The 19,684-nt window shown below is 37.6% G+C and carries 16 protein-coding genes and 2 rRNA genes (1 of these 18 cut by a window edge); 13 read left to right on the top strand and 5 right to left on the bottom strand.

Translation table 11 applies throughout. The annotated features are described in order from the left end of the window. Nucleotides 1-5: 5 nt before the first annotated feature. The 4 genes from pepA (at nucleotide 6) to ytpR (ending at nucleotide 2,690) form a co-directional block, all read left to right on the top strand. Nucleotides 6-1,085, top strand: a complete 1,080-nt coding sequence (gene pepA / locus AC6R0T_RS10670; RefSeq protein ID WP_303753423.1) for a glutamyl aminopeptidase — start codon at nucleotides 6-8, stop codon at nucleotides 1,083-1,085. A gap of 101 nt (nucleotides 1,086-1,186) precedes the next feature. Continuing rightward, nucleotides 1,187-1,507: a thioredoxin family protein gene (locus AC6R0T_RS10665; protein ID WP_206903627.1), complete on the top strand. Its 321-nt coding sequence runs from the start codon at nucleotides 1,187-1,189 to the stop codon at nucleotides 1,505-1,507. 15 nt (nucleotides 1,508-1,522) lie between these two features. Continuing rightward, nucleotides 1,523-1,990 carry a universal stress protein gene (locus tag AC6R0T_RS10660; protein WP_230711291.1) on the top strand — a complete coding sequence of 156 codons (468 nt, stop codon included), beginning with the start codon at nucleotides 1,523-1,525 and terminating at the stop codon, nucleotides 1,988-1,990. 91 nt (nucleotides 1,991-2,081) lie between these two features. Then, nucleotides 2,082-2,690, top strand: coding sequence for a YtpR family tRNA-binding protein (gene ytpR, locus AC6R0T_RS10655; protein ID WP_303753424.1), 609 nt, complete (start codon nucleotides 2,082-2,084; stop codon nucleotides 2,688-2,690). A gap of 114 nt (nucleotides 2,691-2,804) precedes the next feature. Here the strand turns inward: ytpR and AC6R0T_RS10650 are convergent, their stop codons facing one another. Continuing rightward, nucleotides 2,805-4,067 carry a S1C family serine protease gene (locus tag AC6R0T_RS10650; protein WP_206903630.1) on the bottom strand — a complete coding sequence of 421 codons (1,263 nt, stop codon included), beginning with the start codon at nucleotides 4,065-4,067 and terminating at the stop codon, nucleotides 2,805-2,807. Nucleotides 4,068-4,432: 365 nt separating this feature from the next. Between AC6R0T_RS10650 and rlmH the strand changes: the two genes are divergently transcribed. The 5 genes from rlmH to AC6R0T_RS10625 all read left to right on the top strand — a co-directional run bounded on the left by rlmH (nucleotide 4,433) and on the right by AC6R0T_RS10625 (nucleotide 9,243). After that, complete coding sequence (rlmH, locus tag AC6R0T_RS10645) at nucleotides 4,433-4,912, top strand: 23S rRNA (pseudouridine(1915)-N(3))-methyltransferase RlmH (protein WP_206903631.1); 480 nt, start codon at nucleotides 4,433-4,435, stop codon at nucleotides 4,910-4,912. Nucleotides 4,913-5,257: 345 nt separating this feature from the next. After that, nucleotides 5,258-5,851, top strand: coding sequence for a zinc ribbon domain-containing protein (locus AC6R0T_RS10640; protein ID WP_282462130.1), 594 nt, complete (start codon nucleotides 5,258-5,260; stop codon nucleotides 5,849-5,851). A gap of 320 nt (nucleotides 5,852-6,171) precedes the next feature. After that, a complete protein-coding gene (locus AC6R0T_RS10635; RefSeq protein ID WP_206903633.1) occupies nucleotides 6,172-6,681 on the top strand; it encodes a YehS family protein in 510 nt (169 codons plus the stop codon). 590 nt (nucleotides 6,682-7,271) lie between these two features. Next, entirely contained in the window at nucleotides 7,272-8,603 is a 1,332-nt protein-coding gene (locus AC6R0T_RS10630; protein ID WP_303753425.1) for an FAD-dependent oxidoreductase, read from the top strand. A gap of 73 nt (nucleotides 8,604-8,676) precedes the next feature. Beyond that, nucleotides 8,677-9,243, top strand: coding sequence for a TetR/AcrR family transcriptional regulator (locus AC6R0T_RS10625; protein WP_303753426.1), 567 nt, complete (start codon nucleotides 8,677-8,679; stop codon nucleotides 9,241-9,243). 357 nt (nucleotides 9,244-9,600) lie between these two features. Here the strand turns inward: AC6R0T_RS10625 and AC6R0T_RS10620 are convergent, their stop codons facing one another. Together AC6R0T_RS10620 and AC6R0T_RS10615 are read right to left on the bottom strand one after the other, a co-directional pair. Then, nucleotides 9,601-10,053, bottom strand: coding sequence for a DUF2188 domain-containing protein (locus AC6R0T_RS10620; protein ID WP_303753427.1), 453 nt, complete (start codon nucleotides 10,051-10,053; stop codon nucleotides 9,601-9,603). Nucleotides 10,054-10,293: 240 nt separating this feature from the next. After that, nucleotides 10,294-11,799, bottom strand: a complete 1,506-nt coding sequence (locus tag AC6R0T_RS10615; RefSeq protein WP_303753428.1) for an AcpB/EbpR/MafR family transcriptional regulator — start codon at nucleotides 11,797-11,799, stop codon at nucleotides 10,294-10,296. A gap of 143 nt (nucleotides 11,800-11,942) precedes the next feature. Here AC6R0T_RS10615 and AC6R0T_RS10610 point away from each other — a divergent pair, with 143 nt between their 5' ends. After that, entirely contained in the window at nucleotides 11,943-13,256 is a 1,314-nt protein-coding gene (locus tag AC6R0T_RS10610; RefSeq protein WP_303753429.1) for an FAD-dependent oxidoreductase, read from the top strand. Nucleotides 13,257-13,393: 137 nt separating this feature from the next. Here the strand turns inward: AC6R0T_RS10610 and AC6R0T_RS10605 are convergent, their stop codons facing one another. Together AC6R0T_RS10605 and AC6R0T_RS10600 are read right to left on the bottom strand one after the other, a co-directional pair. Then, nucleotides 13,394-14,014: a flavin reductase family protein gene (locus AC6R0T_RS10605; RefSeq protein WP_303753430.1), complete on the bottom strand. Its 621-nt coding sequence runs from the start codon at nucleotides 14,012-14,014 to the stop codon at nucleotides 13,394-13,396. A gap of 178 nt (nucleotides 14,015-14,192) precedes the next feature. Next, nucleotides 14,193-15,167, bottom strand: a complete 975-nt coding sequence (locus tag AC6R0T_RS10600; RefSeq protein ID WP_303753431.1) for a ring-cleaving dioxygenase — start codon at nucleotides 15,165-15,167, stop codon at nucleotides 14,193-14,195. Between the two features lie 228 nt (nucleotides 15,168-15,395). Between AC6R0T_RS10600 and AC6R0T_RS10595 the strand changes: the two genes are divergently transcribed. From AC6R0T_RS10595 to AC6R0T_RS10585, 3 genes are all read left to right on the top strand, one after another. Next, entirely contained in the window at nucleotides 15,396-16,040 is a 645-nt protein-coding gene (locus AC6R0T_RS10595) for an HAD hydrolase-like protein (RefSeq protein WP_303753432.1), read from the top strand. A 683-nt stretch (nucleotides 16,041-16,723) separates the two neighbouring features. Beyond that, nucleotides 16,724-18,283: ribosomal RNA gene (locus AC6R0T_RS10590) — 16S ribosomal RNA — on the top strand. Between the two features lie 234 nt (nucleotides 18,284-18,517). After that, nucleotides 18,518-19,684 (top strand): 23S ribosomal RNA (locus tag AC6R0T_RS10585); it runs 1,747 nt beyond the window's last position. Together the 16S and 23S rRNA genes form the textbook arrangement of a ribosomal RNA operon.

The raw sequence follows: 19,684 nt of genomic DNA, 5'->3' as shown, positions 1-19,684 counted from the left end.
AATAGATGGAAGAAAAAACATTTGCACGCATTAAAGAACTAACAGAACTACAAGGAACAAGTGGCTTTGAACATGAAGTCAGAGCCTACATGAAAGAAAAAATGACACCTCTTGTGGATGAAGTGCAACAAGATGGTTTAGGCGGACTTTTTGGTATCCGCCACAACGAAGATGAAGATGCACCACGGGTAATGGTGGCAGCCCATATGGACGAAGTCGGGTTCATGTTGACAGAAATTACGGCAACTGGCTTATTTAAAGTTGTTCCATTAGGTGGTTGGAATCCTTACGTTGTTTCAGCACAACGTTTTACTTTAAAGACGGCAACAGGCCACAACTATCCATGTATCTCTAGCTCCGTTCCGCCACATTTATTAAGAGGAACGAGCGGACAACAAAATGTTTCAGTCGACAGTATTTTATTTGATGCTGGTTTTGCTTCAAAAGAAGAAGCTTTAGAATATGGCGTTTTACCAGGGGACACAATTGTACCGCAAGTTGAAACGATTAAAACTGCCAACGGCAAAAATATTATTAGTAAAGCATGGGACAACCGCTACGGCTGTACACTTGTTTTAGAAGCATTGGAAGCTTTGCAAAATGAAAAACTAGGTCATACTTTAATTGCTGGTGCCAATGTGCAAGAAGAAGTCGGTTTAAGAGGTTCAAAACCTTCTGTTTCTAAATTTAAACCAGATTTGTTCTTTGCGGTAGACTGTTCTGCGGCAGATGACACCGTTACAAAAAATGGAACATTCGGTCACTTGGGTGAAGGGACGTTAATGCGTATTTATGATCCAGGTTTGATTATGTTACCTCGCTTGAAAGAATATTTATTAGATACCGCTACGACCCACAATATTCCTTATCAATACTTTGTTTCAAAAGGTGGAACAGACGCTGGGGCAGCCCATACAACAAATGAAGGTGTTCCTAGTACAGTTATCGGCGTTTGCGGTCGTTACATTCATACGCACCAAACAATGTTTAGTATTGCCGATTTTGAAGCGGCCCGTGAAATGTTAATTCAAACATTAAAAGGACTAGATAAAAGTACAGTAGCTACAATTGTTGGCGGTAAATAACCGGTAGTAGTTAACGAAAAGTTTGCTATAACGCTATAATAAGAAGTTACTTTTGATTAGCAGCATTATTTAGACTATGTAAAATGTAAAAAGGAGATATTATGATTATTCCGAAGAATTTAGAAGAATTAGCAACCTATGTAGATAAGGGACAAAACGTCTTTTTCTTCACTGCTGATTGGTGCGGTGATTGCCGTTTTATTAAGCCGGCGTTACCAGAAATTGAGGCGGATTTTCCCCAATTTAAATTTATTGAAGTCGATCGTGATGAATACATTGATGTTGCTGCAAAATGGAATATCTTTGGCATTCCCAGTTTAGTAGCCGTTAAAGACGGTAAAGAATTGGGGCGCCTAGTAAATAAAGATCGTAAAACCAAAGGAGAAATTGAAGAATTTCTAAACAGCTTACCACAAGCATAAAAAGGGGAGATTATCATGAGTGGACAGGCGTATCAAAATATTTTAGTCGGTATTGACGGTTCAGAACAAGCAACCCAAGCTTTTCAAAAAGCAGTGGAAGTTGCGCGGCGTAATAACGGTAAAGTTTATGTTGCTAATGTCATTCAACAAAATGTACCAGTCTTAATGGGCTATAGTTCTTTAAATCAAAATATTGTTGATCAAGAAACCAATACCGCCAAGTTGCTGATCGAAGAATGTAAGGAATATGGGAAATCCGTTGACTTTACCAATATCGAAGGTATTATCGCTTATGGTTCAGCCAAAAGTGCAATGGCCCAACAATTACCAGAAAAATATGCGATTGATTTGGTGATGGTGGGACAATCAGGTTTGAATGCAGTGGAACGTTTTATGACTGGCAGTGTAGCAAGTTTTGTTATCCGAGAAGCTCCATGTGATGTTTTAGTCGTAACTTATGAAGAAAAAAACGAAAAAGCATGACGGCTCCCTTCTTTTTTGGTAAGATAGCTAGCGGTAGTTAAGACGATTGGCTACAAATTTTTTTAAAGAGTTATTTTGAGGAGGAAACGTTGTGATTTTTGCATACAACAAAGCCCATGTTGGCGATACTTTATTAGTAATGATGGCTGACGACAAGGGATTAGAACAAACTGTTGAACGAAAATTCAATATTGCGCAAATTAAAAATAGCGCAGGTACAATTGTCGGTTGGAATTTTTTCCACGTTTCTGAATTTTTAGCATTAACTGGCAATGGGGCCATTTCACTAACAGATGAACAAATTGATCTTCTAAATGAAAAATTAGCAATTTCTGGTTTTAGTGAAAAGCTACCTTATGATCACAAACCACATTTTGTTGTTGGTTTTGTCGAAAGTTGTGTACCACATCCAGATAGCGATCACCTATCGATTACAGAAACTAGGGTTGATGATGGGGAAGTCTTGCAAATTGTCTGCGGTGCAGCCAATATTCGCGAAGGTCTGAAAGTTGTAGTTGCTAAACCTGGTACCATGATGCCTGATGGAATGCTAATTTGGCCTGGTGTATTACGGGGTGTAGAAAGCTATGGCATGATCTGTTCTGCTAGCGAATTGGGATTACCCAATGCACCACAGAAAAAAGGTATCTTAGAATTAGGGCAAGATGCTGTTGTTGGCAGCGAATTTAAACTAGCTTAAAAGTAAAAAGGGAGCTTTTCACATTTTGGTGAGAAGCTCCTTTTTGCTGAAAAGATTATTTTAGAAAAAAACTAAACCCCCGTAGCCACTCGCTACGGGAGGTTCCTGTTTAAATTAGTTATTTTGCTTTAGAGCTGATTGATCGATGGTTAGCGAAACTTTTGTTGTGTGTTCTTTACTACCACGATAGTAAGTAATTTCAATGGAGTCGCCAACTTTTTTCTTATACAAAGCTGATTGTAAATCAGAACTTGAGTCAACCTCTTTGCCATCGATTTTTGTGATGACATCGTATTGTTTTAAGCCAGCTTGTTCTGCAGGAGTAGCATTTTGAACAGAAGTGATAACGACACCATTTTTAACAGTATTTGGTACTTTCAAGATTTGTTCTTGTTGTTGTGATGTTACAGCAGATAAATCAACCATCGTAATACCAAGTGCTGGACGAATAACTTTACCATTTTTCTCAAGTTGATTGATAATGGAGACTACATCGTTACTTGGAATGGCAAAGCCCATCCCTTCGACACTAATATCAGAGCTTGAAGAATTTGTTGAAGCGATTTTACTTGAGTTAATCCCGATTACTTGACCGGCGATATTTACTAAAGGACCACCTGAGTTACCTGGATTAATTGCCGCATCGGTTTGAATCGCACTAATATTGACACCTGTTTGAGAATCTGACACTTGGCGATTCAATGAAGAAATAATCCCAGATGTTACGGAGTTTGCATATTGTGAACCTAGTGGTGAACCAATCGCGATTGCAGGTTCGCCAACTTTTAACGCAGATGAATCACCAAAAGTAGCCGTTTTGTCAACCTTATCACTATTAATTTTTAAAACAGCTAAGTCAGTATAACTATCGGTTCCAACTAATTCAGCCTTGATTTTTTCACCATTTTTTAAAACAACTTCCAAGCCATCTTGTCCTTCAACAACGTGATTGTTGGTAACCACATAAGCTGTTTTGCCATCTTTTTTGTAAATGACGCCGCTACCTTCGCCGACAGCTTGTAAACCACCAGATTCGCTATCACTTTCTGATTCAGACTCAGAGCGCCCTTGACCAAAAAGATCACCAAAAGGATTATCTGATGAGGCTTGTTGCTTTTGTAAGTTAATGACAGAGACAACCGCATCTTGAACCTTATTAACAGCTGAGGTTATATCTGTCTCGGCATTGACCTTGACGTTTGAGACTTTTGTGTCGCCACTTGCAGTAGTCGTTTGTTCGGTGGCAGTATTATTCGGTTGTAAATCTGCGCCAGTAGCCAGTAGATAACCACCACCTACTAATACAGCACCTAAGACACCACCCAATAGTCCGACTAAAAAGCGGCTAAGTGTGCCTTTTGATTTTTTTCTTTGCATGTCCATTTCCCCCTTAATGTGGAATTCTTATAATTATAGTATATGATTTATTGCTGAGTTTAGTCTAATTATAGACTTTGAAAAAAATATGAAGAAGTTGGTATGAAATATTTCACAAATGGCGAAAATTTATCTTTTGGTGTTTCAAACGGCTGTTATCTCGTTTTAAGAGTACTTGGGGATTAGTTATCCACAGACTTGTGAACAATGTGGATAAAAGTGTTGAAACGTATGTTTGCATGGGTTTAGTGGGGGTAATTCGGCGTTTTTGCGTAATAAATATTTAGCGAAAAGAAAAACGCGTGTGTAAAACTTTGTGGTAAACTAAAACAGACTTATTAACACTTGGGGAAAAGAGGTAAAACATGCAAATCAGAATTATTGCAGTCGGTAAATTAAAAGAAAAATATTTGGTCCAGGGCATTCAGGAATACATGAAACGTCTAGGAGGCTATACAAAAATTGAATTAATTGAAGTGCCCGATGAAAAAGCACCCGAAAACTTAAGCGGCGCGCAAATGATGCAAGTCAAAGAAAAAGAAGGCGAACGGATCTTAGCTAAAATTAGAGAACAAGACTATGTTTTTGCACTAGCAATTGAAGGTGTAAATCCAACTAGCGAAGCATTTGCCAAACAAATTTCACAATTGATGGTCCAAGGGAAGAGCAGTTTTGTTTTTGTAATTGGTGGCTCTTTGGGCCTAAGCCCAGCGGTTATAAAGCGAAGTGACACGCAAATTTCCTTTGGCAAAATGACCTATCCTCATCAGTTGATGCGTTTAATTTTAGTGGAGCAAATATATCGTGCTTTTCGGATTAATAATGGGGAGCCTTATCATAAATGAGGCTATTTAAATCCTGTAATGAGGAATTTTATTTAGAAAATGGCAGCATCGCTAAGGTAGCAGGGCTTGCGTAATTTAACACGGAGATAAATGGATTTTATTAAAAAAGAAGTTATGCATGATTGTTTATAAACGAAAAGATAATAATAAAAAATCTGCTGTGAAAACAACCGATATTTCATTTGCGAAAGTTCAGGATTACATTTTAAAGTGTGGTCCTGAACTTTTTTATTGAAGAATAACGAGACGTTCAGGAGCTGATAAAATAGTGTTTTGAGTAGTAATGACTTCGCTTACTTGATACAATGAGATTAAAATACAACTAGGAAAACGAGGTGTTTTTATATGAAATATTGTCCAGAATGTGGGAGTAAGGTGATAGCGGGGGCAAAATTTTGTCCAGAGTGTGGTTACAAAATTCTGACTCAAAATGAAAAAGCAACATTTCCTGGGGTAGCAGTAACCAAAGTTTCTTCTGATGTCTACATTAAAAGAACTTTAGCCAAATCGGGGATTGAAGAGACTAGTATCATACCGAATATTGCTGAAAAAACATTACTTACAGCATCAAAAACAATAGCTAGAGATACTAATCCCGCATTAATTCTTGGGATAATGAATACGGCCCTTTTTAAAAAAGGAAAAACGGGAGCGGTATTCACAGGTACCGAAGTCTTTGTGCGGGGAATGCTTGAGAATTCTGTAAAAATACCATACGAAGGAATAGTGGATGTAGCATATAGCGTTGAAAGAAAGGGAAATAGTAAGAGGAAGATAACAGAAGTTGCCATTCTCACAGTAGATTATCAAGATGGTAACTCTATTCGTGTCGACTCAGAACAGCTAGATTCTGATTTTCCACTTGAGTTTTTAGCCCAACTGCTGCAAAACTTTAATTTGAATGTAGACAAAATAGAGACTAATATTGAAATTATTTAGTAGCGATTGTCGGACTAGAAATTATTAGACGGGATTTAAACATTTAAAAAGTAAAATTTTTTTCTTAATGAATGAAGGTCAACGATAAAAATTATCTTTTGGGAAATGTACGTATAAAGATTTTGTTTCACTAGATTTCGGGATGCTAAAAATCACCTAAAACATAATTATTTGCAAAAACTAAGCGCGTGCAAGTGTGCTATAGTTATGAAGACTTATGAGAATTATGGATAGCCTTGTAGATGCCGCATTTTAGCGCTGCTGGTAATACGTGCTGTTTTATTTCTTGAGGTAACGTAGAAAATAATTTGGAGGAACCAATGAACAATAACGATCGATTATTACGGTTGCGTTATGCAATCGACCTTAAAGATGCTGATTTAATTAAAGCTTTTGAACTCGGTGAGCACCCTGTGACCAAAGAAGAAGCCCGGGCGATGCTGACAAAAATTCAAGAAAAACACGAAGACAATGCAGAAAAAAATGTCTACGAAAAAGCCATCAATAATCAAGTTTTTGATGCTTTCTTAAACGGCTTGATTCTTTTAGCCCGGGGTCCGCAAAAAGATAAACCGGCAACAGCAGACACACCACAAAAGAGTAAGGAAATTAAACATATCAATAATGTCTTACTGAAAAAGTTGAAAATCGCACTTTCAATGACGACTGAAGATATCTTAGCTATTTTTGCGGAGGTTGAGCTTTACCCGTCAAAAGGAGAAATCGGCGCTTTTTTACGAAAAGAAGGACAACGGAACTTTAAGCCTTGTGGCGATAAATATATGCGTAATTTTCTTAAAGGATTGGGAATTTATAATAGAAGAAAGTAGTAGAAAAATTGATAAAGAGGACCCGTCATTAGGTAGTACCGATAATGACGGGTCTATTTTTCTTGAAATCGAAAGTTCATTTGAAAGCTATTCTAGACTGATTCATACTATAAAAATAATAAAAAGATACTAAGATTACAAGGAAGCTTACCAGCAGTTGGCTAACTTGTAAGCTTAGTATTTTTGTTGTCAGGATTATTTTGTCAGGAATTTTTTTAATTAAGTTTTTTATTTGCACTTGAATTTCAGTTGAACCTTATTTTGAAATTAGGCGAACTAATAATTGCCCATCGAAAAACATAAAGAAAAGTAAGCATGTAAAAAAATCGGAAATGATGCTCAAAAGTCCAATACTTCATTTGGTGAGGCTTAGCTATGATTGGAAATTTGCGCGTAGCCTAAGCATAGTAGAAAAATAGAAAAGGATCTTATTTGTTAGTGCGCGGTCTTGTTATAAACCCCGCGCCAAGTGGAAATTTTAATTTATTAAATGGATATTTCACAATTCAATCATTTTACATCTGCGTAAAAGGACAACTATAATCAAAATATACCTACCGATTGGTACAAAAAATTATTGGAGGCGCGCTATGGAAAAATATGAAAATATTATTATTGGCTTTGGAAAAGGTGGTAAAACACTGGCAAAAACGTTAGCTGCAAAAGGACAATCGGTTTTAGTTATTGAAAAATCACAACGAATGTATGGTGGAACGTGTATTAATATCGGGTGTATTCCGTCAAAATCACTTATTTTAAATGGCGAAAAGAAGATGGATTTCGTCACTGCTGTGGAACATAAAGAAAAACTAACGAAAATGTTACGTAATAAAAATTATCATATGATTGCTGATGAAGCCACAGGCGTAGTGCTAGATGGCACGGCGCGTTTTATTTCAGACCACATTTTAGAAGTCGCTTTACCAGATGGCACAAAAATGCAGGTTGAAGGGGAAAAAATCTTCATTAATACCGGTGCGTTGCCGATTATCTTGCCTATTGTTGGGTTGGCACAAAGTAAATACTTGCTTGATTCCACCAGCGCAATGGATCAGGAAAAATTACCAGAAACATTGGTCATTATTGGGGCTGGTTATATCGGTTTAGAGTTTGCTTCAATGTTTGCTAGTTATGGTAGTAAAGTTATCGTTTTAGATGCGCATACTGAATTTATTCCGCGCGAAGATGACGATATCTCAGAAATGATCTATCGTGATTTAACGAACGCAGGCATTGAGTTTCACTTAGGTGTAACGGTCGATCAAGTAGTAGACAAAGACGCTACCGTTGAAATTAGCTTCACAGAAAATGGCGAGATGAAAAAAGTTGTTGCGGATAAAGTTTTAGCTGCAACTGGTCGAAAACCAAATACTGCAGAACTAGGTTTGGAAAACACAACAATTTCAGTCGATGATCGTGGTGCTATTGTGGTCAATGATCTACTGCAGACAACAGCAAAAGATGTTTGGGCAATTGGGGATGTTAAAGGTGGCTTGCAATTTACTTATATTTCTTTAGATGATTATCGGATTATTTTGGATCAATTGATTGGAGAGAAAAAGCGCCGAGTCTCTGATCGTGAAGTTGTTCCTTATAGTGTCTTTATTACGCCACCGTTGTCTAATGTTGGCTTAACTGAAAAAGAGGCTAGAAAGAAGGGCATTGCGTATAAATTATTCAAATTCATGTCTGCTGGAGTTCCTAAAGCACAAGTTTTAGAAGATCCAAAAGGTATTTTTAAAGTTCTGGTTGATCCTGAGACTAACCAAATACTAGGTGCAAGTATTTATGCTGAAGAATCCCACGAAGTCATTAATTTGATCGCCTTAGCAATGAAAGGTAAACTGCCTTACACATTATTGCGTGATCATATTTATTCACACCCAACCATGAGTGAAGCGTTAAATGATGTTTTGAAGTAAACAAATTAAATTTACTTTGAAAAATTGGGTATAGCATTCGTGAAAAGGAACACTCATAAGGAGAATTATTACTTTGAGCACAAAAGAAAAACTAATTGCTGCAGCCCGGGAGCTAATCTATCGACAAGGCTATAACAATACCTCCATTCGTGATATCCTACTGGCTGCAAATGCTGGCAAAGGGCAACTTTATTATTATTTTGATTCGAAAAAAAGTATCGGACTAGCAGTTATTAAAGAAAATATTGCCATTTGGCAAAAAGAATTGTTTGAAGGTATTTTAGCTCCCAGCTCGCAGCCGGAAAAGGATTTTACTGAAATGCTCACTTGGATTTTTTCCTTCCATCAACAACAACAACACTATTATGGCTGTCCGATGGGAAATCTTATCGTAGAGTTGTCCTTAGAAGATGAAGATTTTCGAATTTTACTAAATGATTTTATGCAACAATGGCTTGTAGCTTTGGCAAACAAAATCAAAGTATTACGTTCAATTGATTTAGCCGCCGCTAAAATAGCGGCACAAAAAGTTATTGCACAAATTCAAGGAAGTATCCTTTTGCTAAAAGTAACGCAAGACTTAACAATTTTGGAAAGCAACCTACTGGAACTAAAAAAACACTATATAAAAGCCAATTAGCTTTTATGCTTAAGAACCTGTCAGGCTCTCTTTGGTTTATAAGGGGAGTAGGGCAGGTTTTTTAGCAGTAAAGCTAAGATTCTTTAGGGTTATCCTTGTAAAAAAAGTAGCCCCATGATTTGAAAAAGACTTTGCCTGCAGTACATTATTCAGCGACTTTAATTATTGGCTTAGATAAACTACTAGTCTTTATTTTTTTTGCTATTACATATATGAGTTAAATTTGTGGGCGGTAGATGTAATCTGGATAAAATCGTTTTTGCTAGCAATATCAGTCTAATTGTTAAATAGGTCCGATAAAAAAATTAACAATAAAAAATCCTCCAAAGCCTTACGCAAGATTTTGGAGGATAGGTGTTATTCTTTGTAATTGTGGGTAGCCTGTAAAGTGCCGTCCTTTTTATAAATACGTAAAGTTGACTGTTTATTAGTAGCAATTTCTTTGCCCCGTTTAATCGCCTCTTCTTTGTTTGAATACGTATCACTGGCACGTTTAGCACCTACTGATAGTACTTCCCAAACATCATTCCTATATTTTACTAGTACATCAGCGGTTAATAATTTTGGTGCATTGTCATCTTTCTTGTGAAAATCATTTTTTTGCGGATCGGCTGCTTGTTTAAATTCGGTTTTTTCTTTTTCATCGGCAGCGGCATACCATTTTTCTGCTTGACTCGTGGCAATCGGAATCGCGCGATCTTCAGGATAGCCATCTGCTAGTAGCGCATTGGCAATTTCAATTGTCTTCTTTTTTACTAAGGGCTCCAAATTTTTCAGTGATGCCGGATAGTCCAACATGTCCCATGCCATAAAATAACCCCCTTTGTATTGTTAATTTCATCATACTACGATAAAAATTTTTTTGAAATGGATAAGGTTGACTGAGAGATTTTATTAACGGAAAATAAGTTAGCATCTAATTAAAGCTAGTTTAATATGGGATAGAGCAATGGATGTATTGCGAAATATTGTATCAAAAAGTATCAATAAAAAATTTACCCCACGCACGATTTTTAGAGCGGGGTAAACCATTTTATTGATAATAATTATCTAAGAATAAGGATTTTTTTGAGTAAAACGTTCAGAAATTACCTGTTGAATCAAAGTTTCTATTTCTGCGACATCGTATTTATTGCAGCAGTCAGAAAAAACATAGTAATAGCTTTCCCTTGTTCGAAAAGACTCAAGATATATATTTGAGAGCAGTATATCACCGGGAGTATCTTCTTCATACAGAACTAAATCCAGCTCATATTTATTTCCTAATGTATTTTTTAAAATTTGAATCGTAAGGGATGCTAAAAATGGATTAACACTATGGTGAACAGAAATCAAAATACGTTTATTTGATAGATCTTGCGCAATGTTTAAGATTGAAGAGTAGTTTATTTCAGATAAAATACTTCTATAACGCTGAAGTGGGTCATCAGGATAAAACTGGTTTTGACAAAAATCCATAAAGTCGTGGACATCTTTGGAATCTGTAGGTGTTCTTAAATTTTGGGCTGTTAAAAAAATTCCCCAAGAATCGAAATTAAGCACAAAACCATTAAAATAATAAAGTTGTGAATGGTATTGATAGAGATAATGGGACAAGATGCGGTGCCTTTTTGGGAAAGCTTCACTTTCAATATAGCCAATACGACACAAGTAACTTAAAATTTGTTGATTTTGATAATCTAAGTAAGTTTTTTCTTCTCGTTGCTGTTTTGCCAGTCGAAAAGCAAATGACGAGTAAACTGAAAAATTTCGCGTACTACAAAAGAAATCGTAAAACATTAGACCTTCATGAAGTGTGTAAGGGCGATCATAGTTTTTCATATATTGAAATAAAATACTATTTATAATATCAAAAAGCGGACGATCCTTTTGTTCAAAATCTTTTGGAAAACTGTAATCACGTGTTTGATTAAAGCGGGTAAAAGATATTTTCATCCATAGTTTAATTTGAAGTTCTTCCATCTGGTCAAAGGTTACGTCTAGTTGTTCTTTGAGGTCTTGGATAAGGGGACCATACATTTGATTGACTTCTTTACTGAACTCGCTTTTGTTTTCTTTTAAAAACCAATAATAGCTATAAAAAAAATAACGAATTTGATTTTCACTGCCGGTTATTTTTCCTCGTTTAATGGTTATTTGGAATTCTTCCAAAAGTTCGTTTAGTTCGGCAATCCGTCTATAGTAAGTTGCGGAGCTAATATTAAATTGATCTTGAAAAACTGGTCCGTTGATGGATCCATTGTCAAAAAGCCACTTCACTATTTGAAATTTTGTTGAGTGTTCTAAAAATTTTAGAAAGCACACTTTCAGCGGGAAGGTGGGATCTTTTTTAAAAGTGAGAGTTTGCTGTTCTTCGATTATTTCAATACTATTAGAGAAGCCATTTTCTACGACAAAATCAGCTAATAATGCCAGATACTCTGTCAACGTATTTGGTGTAATTACCAAATTTTTACAGAGTTCATCTTTGGTGCAAGTACCACCATTATTGTACAAATAAACCAGAATGTCGTTCATAAAATCATATGGTTTTTCTAATAACTCTCTTTTTAGCAAAGTAACACCCCCTTGGTAATACGATCAATGATTTCATAGCATTTAAAAATGCCAGTGGAAAATTAGTACATTTATATAATATTAGAAAAAATAAAAAAAATGAAGTAAAATGAAGTCGATTGAGACAAAAGGAGCGTAGCGAAATGAAAAAAACAGTAGTTATCGGTGCCTCCCATAGTGGACAGATGGTAGCAAGTGAAATTAAACGATTTGACCCGGATCATGAGGTTGTTTTAATTGAAAAGGAAAAAAATGTACCCTTTATTGCTAGTGGTATTAACTTAGTTTTAAAAAATAAAATCCACGATTTATCTGACGCAATCGCCCCCTTAGTCGATTTAGATAAAATTGGGGTTAAGTCTTTTTTTGGTTATGAAGTTGTTGAGATTAATTGGGATAAAAAAACTATTCGTTATACTAATGGCAAAGGTTTACAAGAAGAAGACTATACTAATTTAGTTCTTGCGACCGGCTCTAAACAGTACTTGCCGCGACAATACATGAATGTAAAAAATATTTATAGTTATAAATCATTTTCAGAATCTCTAGATGTTTTGAAAGTGTTAGAAAATGCTAATACTATTGCGATTTCAGGGACAGGTTATGTTGGGGTAGAATTAGGAGAAGTATTAACCCAATTGAACAAGCAAGTATCTATCATTGGGCCTACCAAAAACTTGATACAAGAGTATTACGATCAAGAAATAAGTGATTGTATTAAGCATAAATTTACTAATTACGGTACTTCTCTTTTTTTAGAAAATCAAATTATGGATATAAATGAAGAAGATAACAGGCTTAACTTACAACTTTTGGAGGGTTCTGTTGCTTGTGATGTTTTAATAATGGCGAATAATTCAAGGCCTAATAGTGAACTATATTGGAATGGTTTAAGAATTTCGCAAGACAAAACAGTAGAAGTTAATCAGTATCTTCAAACTAATCAACCGCAAGTATATGCTATCGGGGATCTTATTGCATTACCGAATTTACTGACTAAGAATAAGACAAGACTATCGCTAATTACCGAGGCACGACAAACGGCTAGGATTGCAGCGTTAAATATAGTTGGGAAAAAAACTGTTATGCCAAAACAACTTAATATTTCTACAACGCAACTTTTTGGATTATATTTTGGTTCAGTGGGCTTAACGAAAGAAAAACTTGAACAGTCGAATATTGCCTATAAGACGATTAGGGTTGGAAATCTCTCTTCGTTTGAGAAAATACGAATTTCATTGCATGTGGATTTTAAGGATAGAATAGTGGGTGTACAAATAGTAAGTGAAAAAAACATCCAGACGTTACTAGATCTGTTGGAAATTGTTATTAGAAGTGGCTGGAAAATGGAAGAGCTATATAGTAATAACACATCTTTTTTCCCAATGTCGCCAAGTTTTACGTCCGTACTTCATGAAGCTGCAGCCTGCTACTTAGCACAAATACGAGAAGAGTAATCATCCATAGTATTAAACAATTATTGAAATTTTAAAAGGCACAAAAAAATTGCTGTAACGTAATTTTTACTATTTGATTGGTATTAGTAAAGGCAATAAAAAGCAGACCTATCTTTTAAAATAGATAGGTCTGCTTTTTATTGCGGGCGTACCATGGTTAAGATATCTCCAAACAAAGCGTAATTATTCCCAGCTAATCGCGCGACTGGTCGCAATTTTTCATTGAGAATATATTCTTTATCTAAGTCGAAAACACTTTCAGCAAAATAATAATCCAAAACTTTTAAAATAAATAAATCAGAGATTATCACGCCTTGATCATCTTTTAAAGGGATTTCGTGTTGTAACTTAACTTCTAAGCGAATTAATGGATCGATAAGTCCAGGAGTGGCAACACTGCGACTTTTAACTGTTGGCATATCGATTAAAGAAAGTTCACTTTCATCAGGCTTTAGACTAGCGGCCGTTTCATTCATTTGATGTAAAATATTTTCATCTACGACATGAATGACTCCTTCTTTTGTCTGACTCAGGTTTCTGGCAGTATCTTTTTTTTTGCCATTTTTTCGGGTAGTTGCAATCAAAACATAAGGTAAGTCACTAGAGACAACTGTGAAAAAACTAAATGGCGCCAGATTAACGACATCATTTTCACTACTTTTGGTTGTAATCCAAGCAATTGGTCGCGGGGCAACTGCGCCTGTTAAAAATTTGTAATTTTGTTTTGGTGCCAATTTATCGGCTGAAAAATGGATCATAAATGAGCCTCCTTAAAAATAAGAATACAATAATACCCGAACGTCAATTGTGCTACCTATTTGCTGTCTATTTTTATCATATCAATTTATAGACAACAGTAAAACGATAGCGTTGTGTTCGGGTAATTATCTTACTTATTTTAAATGAATTGAATTAAAAATCGGGATGATTTTATTCTTACGCACGTTTAGTATTGGCATCACTTGTGTCAAATGGGCGTACATAATCTTCAATTTCTTGTCGTTTGGGTTCCAAGAAAGGTGGTAAAGATAAAATTTCGCCGGCGGTTTCATAAGTTTCGTCTTCTAAAAAGCCAGGACCATCTGTTGCAAGTTCAAATAAGACATTTGGTGCAGCCATGAAGTATTCAGAGGCAAAGTAAAAACGTTCTGTGAACCCTGAATTTGGAAATTCCAACTCATTAATGCGACCAATCCACCATTCCAAAGCTTCTTTATCCGCAACGCGTAATGCTAAGTGGTGCACATTACCAAAACCTTCTGTAGCTAGAGGAATATCATCGCGGTGTTCTACAATAATGCTGGCACCGTTACCACCTTCACCAATTTCAAATAAATGAAAGTCTCCATCATTTGCTGTTTCTTTAAAACCTAAAACATTTGTTAGAACTAAATTCATGTGTTCAAAATTTTCAATTGTAACAAAAGCAGGCCCTAAACCAATTAGCGCATGCTCACTTGGCACATTGCTGTTTTTCCAAGGTGTACCACCGGCAACGCCTTGGTTATTTTGGTCAGAAATCAATTGATAGCGTTGATTATCAAAATCTTCGAATTCCATATACTTCTTACCAAAGCGTTCTTTAATTTCGCCATGTTCGACTTTGTGATCATCAAAACGAGATGTCCAGTAGGTCAAAGCAGCATCATCTTTGACACGGAATGAAGTACGAGAAATTGTATTTGTACCTTTCGTACCTTTTGGAATACCTGGAAAGTCAAAAAATGTCATATCTGTTCCGGCAGAACCTAAGTCGTCTGTGAAATATAGATGATAAGTTTCGATATCATCTTGATTTACTGTCTTTTTAATTAGACGCAGTCCTAAGATATCAGTAAAAAAGCGATAGATTTTTTCAGCGCTTGAAGTCATTGCAGTAACGTGGTGAAGCCCTCTAATTTGTGTATCCATTTTAATTCCTCCAAATTGGTCAAATAGTATTCTTACTAAAAGTAAGTATAACGATTAAACATATTTTCAGCAATTAATATGCTTTAATTACTTATTAAAATATGGAAAAGCTTATCCACTTAAATTATATATCCCACTTTTTTGAATGAATTTCAATTGAAAAAATTTACCATAGTCCGTTACTTTGGAGTACACTAAATAGTAATAAAAAGTAAAGGATGTGTTGGTTTGAAACAAAATCATCTGTTTTTTGATTTGGATGGTACCATTATCAATTCACAAAAAGGAATTTTTTCTTCGATTCGTTATGCATTACAAAAAATGAACTTATCGGATTTATCAGATGAAGAACTACTTTCCTTTATTGGACCACCGCTGTTAACATCATTTAAAAAAATCGGTATGGATGAAGAACAAGCAAACAAGGCGGTTGTTTTTTATCGTGAACATTATCAACAAAGTGGGATGTTTGAAATCACTCCTTATGAAGGTATCGAGGAAGCTTTAGCCAAACTAGCTAAGGAAAAGCAGCTTTATTTAGCTACTTCAAAACCAGAAGTTTTTGCCAAGGCAATTTTAGATTTTTTGGATTATACACAATACTTCACTGGGATATATGGCGCCGACTTGGATAATAAACGCAGTGAGAAAGCATCAGTTTTAGCTTATGGGCTTGAAAGTACTGGATTAAAAGATAAATCTACTGCTGTCATGATTGGTGATCGGGAAAATGATATTTTAGGTGGTAAAGCAAATAATATTTTACCAGTTGGTGTTTTGTATGGCTTTGGCGACCAAGCAGAATTAAAGGCAGCAGGGTGCGAAATTTTTGTTGAATTACCAAAAGATCTAATTAACCTGTTTAATGGATAACTTAAAGAACTAGGTTTTGATACCTAGTTCTTTTACTATTTAAAATGGGAAAAAGAGCAATACAGAAAAAATATAAAAAAAATTTTAACGAATTTATTGAACGTAGTCATCGACAACCTAAGATAAATATGACTTATTTTCTTTTGATTAACCTGGGTTAATTTTTTGAATTCGGTGTAAATACGAACGTTGGGATAAAAGCTAGGATTATACAAGTTTACATCGGCAGATTTTTTTGTTTTTTTGTGTTGACCAATGCTTCTTAAAGTGGTAAATTAATCAACGTTGGCAAGGCAGTCACACGATTGAAAACAACTTGAAACATTTTTGAAAAAAGTTGTTGACAGTTGCTACAACGACTGTTAAACTAACGAAGTTGCTTGATGAGCGGCAAACTTCTGAAATATCATTTCAAAAAGTTTTTAAAACTTTTTGAAAAAAACAGTTGACATAAATTAAGTCAGCTGATAAGATATAAGAGTTGCTGAAACATTTCAAAAAGCAGCCAACTGCAAGTTAAATAAATACATTTAATTTTGCAAGTAGACCTTTGAAAACTGAACAAAGCAAGCAAACGAACCAATGTGTAGGGCGCTTCTTTTATAGAAGCAAACAACATGCAAGCAATAGCTAGCAAAGTTAATTTTTATTTGAGCTTAACAGTCTATGACTGTTCAAACACTTTTTATGAGAGTTTGATCCTGGCTCAGGACGAACGCTGGCGGCGTGCCTAATACATGCAAGTCGAACGCTTCTTTTTCCACCGGAGCTTGCTCCACCGGAAAAAGAGGAGTGGCGAACGGGTGAGTAACACGTGGGTAACCTACCCTCAAGCGGGGGATAACACTTGGAAACAGGTGCTAATACCGCATAACAATACCAAACACATGTTTAGTATTTGAAAGGCGCTTTTGCGTCACTTGAGGATGGACCCGCGGTGCATTAGCTAGTTGGTGAGGTAACGGCTCACCAAGGCCACGATGCATAGCCGACCTGAGAGGGTGATCGGCCACACTGGGACTGAGACACGGCCCAGACTCCTACGGGAGGCAGCAGTAGGGAATCTTCGGCAATGGACGAAAGTCTGACCGAGCAACGCCGCGTGAGTGAAGAAGGTTTTCGGATCGTAAAACTCTGTTGTTAGAGAAGAACAAGGATGAGAGTAAAATGTTCATCCCTTGACGGTATCTAACCAGAAAGCCACGGCTAACTACGTGCCAGCAGCCGCGGTAATACGTAGGTGGCAAGCGTTGTCCGGATTTATTGGGCGTAAAGCGAGCGCAGGCGGTTTCTTAAGTCTGATGTGAAAGCCCCCGGCTCAACCGGGGAGGGTCATTGGAAACTGGGAGACTTGAGTGCAGAAGAGGAGAGTGGAATTCCATGTGTAGCGGTGAAATGCGTAGATATATGGAGGAACACCAGTGGCGAAGGCGGCTCTCTGGTCTGTAACTGACGCTGAGGCTCGAAAGCGTGGGGAGCAAACAGGATTAGATACCCTGGTAGTCCACGCCGTAAACGATGAGTGCTAAGTGTTGGAGGGTTTCCGCCCTTCAGTGCTGCAGCAAACGCATTAAGCACTCCGCCTGGGGAGTACGACCGCAAGGTTGAAACTCAAAGGAATTGACGGGGGCCCGCACAAGCGGTGGAGCATGTGGTTTAATTCGAAGCAACGCGAAGAACCTTACCAGGTCTTGACATCCTTTGACCACTCTAGAGATAGAGCTTCCCCTTCGGGGGCAAAGTGACAGGTGGTGCATGGTTGTCGTCAGCTCGTGTCGTGAGATGTTGGGTTAAGTCCCGCAACGAGCGCAACCCTTATTGTTAGTTGCCATCATTTAGTTGGGCACTCTAGCGAGACTGCCGGTGACAAACCGGAGGAAGGTGGGGATGACGTCAAATCATCATGCCCCTTATGACCTGGGCTACACACGTGCTACAATGGGAAGTACAACGAGTTGCGAAGTCGCGAGGCTAAGCTAATCTCTTAAAGCTTCTCTCAGTTCGGATTGTAGGCTGCAACTCGCCTACATGAAGCCGGAATCGCTAGTAATCGCGGATCAGCACGCCGCGGTGAATACGTTCCCGGGCCTTGTACACACCGCCCGTCACACCACGAGAGTTTGTAACACCCGAAGTCGGTGAGGTAACCTTTATGGAGCCAGCCGCCTAAGGTGGGATAGATGATTGGGGTGAAGTCGTAACAAGGTAGCCGTATCGGAAGGTGCGGCTGGATCACCTCCTTTCTAAGGAATATTACGGAAACTACACAGTTTGTAACTTGTCTTTGTTCAGTTTTGAGAGGTCTACTCTCAAACATTTTATTTTGTTCATTGAAAACTGGATACTTGAAGAAAAAATCAAAACAAACCGAGAACACCGCGTTGAATGAGTTTTTTAATAAGTTCAATTGCTTATTTTCTTGAGTAAGCTTCTATCGCTAGAAGAACTGCTCAAAACCAGACCGTAAGGTCTTATAAGGTTAAGTGAATAAGGGCGCACGGTGGATGCCTTGGCACTAGGAGCCGATGAAGGACGGGACTAACACCGATATGCTTTGGGGAGCTGTAAGTAAGCTATGATCCAGAGATTTCCGAATGGGGGAACCCAACATCTTTTATAGGATGTTACGTATACGTGAATACATAGCGTATACGAGGTAGACGCAGAGAACTGAAACATCTAAGTACCTGCAGGAAGAGAAAGAAAAATCGATTCCCCAAGTAGCGGCGAGCGAAAAGGGAACAGCCCAAACCAAGATGCTTGCATCTTGGGGTTGTAGGACTCCAATATGGTAGTTCTTTCAGATAGTCGAATGACTTGGAAAAGTCAGTCAAAGAGGGTAAAAACCCCGTAGGCGAAATTTGGAAGGCACCTAGGAGGATCCTGAGTACGGCGGAACACGAGGAATTCCGTCGGAATCCGGGAGGACCATCTCCCAAGGCTAAATACTCCCTAGTGACCGATAGTGAACCAGTACCGTGAGGGAAAGGTGAAAAGCACCCCGGAAGGGGAGTGAAATAGATCCTGAAACCGTGTGCCTACAACAAGTTAGAGCCCGTTAATGGGTGATAGCGTGCCTTTTGTAGAATGAACCGGCGAGTTACGATTGCATGCGAGGTTAAGTTGAAGAGACGGAGCCGCAGCGAAAGCGAGTCTGAATAGGGCGAATGAGTATGTAGTCGTAGACCCGAAACCATGTGATCTACCCATGTCCAGGTTGAAGGTGCGGTAAAACGCACTGGAGGACCGAACCCACGTACGTTGAAAAGTGCGGGGATGAGGTGTGGGTAGCGGAGAAATTCCAAACGAACTTGGAGATAGCTGGTTCTCTCCGAAATAGCTTTAGGGCTAGCGTCGAAGTTAAGAATGATGGAGGTAGAGCACTGTTTGGACTAGGGGCCCATCTCGGGTTACCGAATTCAGATAAACTCCGAATGCCATTCATTTATATTCGGCAGTCAGACTGTGAGTGATAAGATCCATAGTCGAAAGGGAAACAGCCCAGACCACCAGCTAAGGTCCCAAAATGTATGTTAAGTGGAAAAGGATGTGGGGTTGCACAGACAACTAGGATGTTGGCTCAGAAGCAGCCACCATTTAAAGAGTGCGTAATAGCTCACTAGTCGAGTGACCCTGCGCCGAAA

The sequence above is a fragment of the Enterococcus sp. S86.2 genome (assembly GCF_059834485.2).
This window is presented reverse-complemented; position numbering and strand designations above follow the sequence as displayed.

Excerpts from the sequence above, each read along its gene's own strand:
- pepA (WP_303753423.1), top strand. The coding sequence starts at position 6 with ATGGAAGAAAAAACATTTGCACGCATTAAAGAACTAACAGAACTACAA.
- AC6R0T_RS10665 (WP_206903627.1), top strand. The coding sequence starts at position 1,187 with ATGATTATTCCGAAGAATTTAGAAGAATTAGCAACCTATGTAGATAAG.
- AC6R0T_RS10660 (WP_230711291.1), top strand. The coding sequence starts at position 1,523 with ATGAGTGGACAGGCGTATCAAAATATTTTAGTCGGTATTGACGGTTCA.
- AC6R0T_RS10650 (WP_206903630.1), bottom strand. The coding sequence starts at position 4,067 with ATGCAAAGAAAAAAATCAAAAGGCACACTTAGCCGCTTTTTAGTCGGA.
- rlmH (WP_206903631.1), top strand. The coding sequence starts at position 4,433 with ATGCAAATCAGAATTATTGCAGTCGGTAAATTAAAAGAAAAATATTTG.
- AC6R0T_RS10640 (WP_282462130.1), top strand. The coding sequence starts at position 5,258 with ATGAAATATTGTCCAGAATGTGGGAGTAAGGTGATAGCGGGGGCAAAA.
- AC6R0T_RS10635 (WP_206903633.1), top strand. The coding sequence starts at position 6,172 with ATGAACAATAACGATCGATTATTACGGTTGCGTTATGCAATCGACCTT.
- AC6R0T_RS10630 (WP_303753425.1), top strand. The coding sequence starts at position 7,272 with ATGGAAAAATATGAAAATATTATTATTGGCTTTGGAAAAGGTGGTAAA.
- AC6R0T_RS10620 (WP_303753427.1), bottom strand. The coding sequence starts at position 10,053 with ATGGCATGGGACATGTTGGACTATCCGGCATCACTGAAAAATTTGGAG.
- AC6R0T_RS10610 (WP_303753429.1), top strand. The coding sequence starts at position 11,943 with ATGAAAAAAACAGTAGTTATCGGTGCCTCCCATAGTGGACAGATGGTA.
- AC6R0T_RS10605 (WP_303753430.1), bottom strand. The coding sequence starts at position 14,014 with ATGATCCATTTTTCAGCCGATAAATTGGCACCAAAACAAAATTACAAA.
- AC6R0T_RS10600 (WP_303753431.1), bottom strand. The coding sequence starts at position 15,167 with ATGGATACACAAATTAGAGGGCTTCACCACGTTACTGCAATGACTTCA.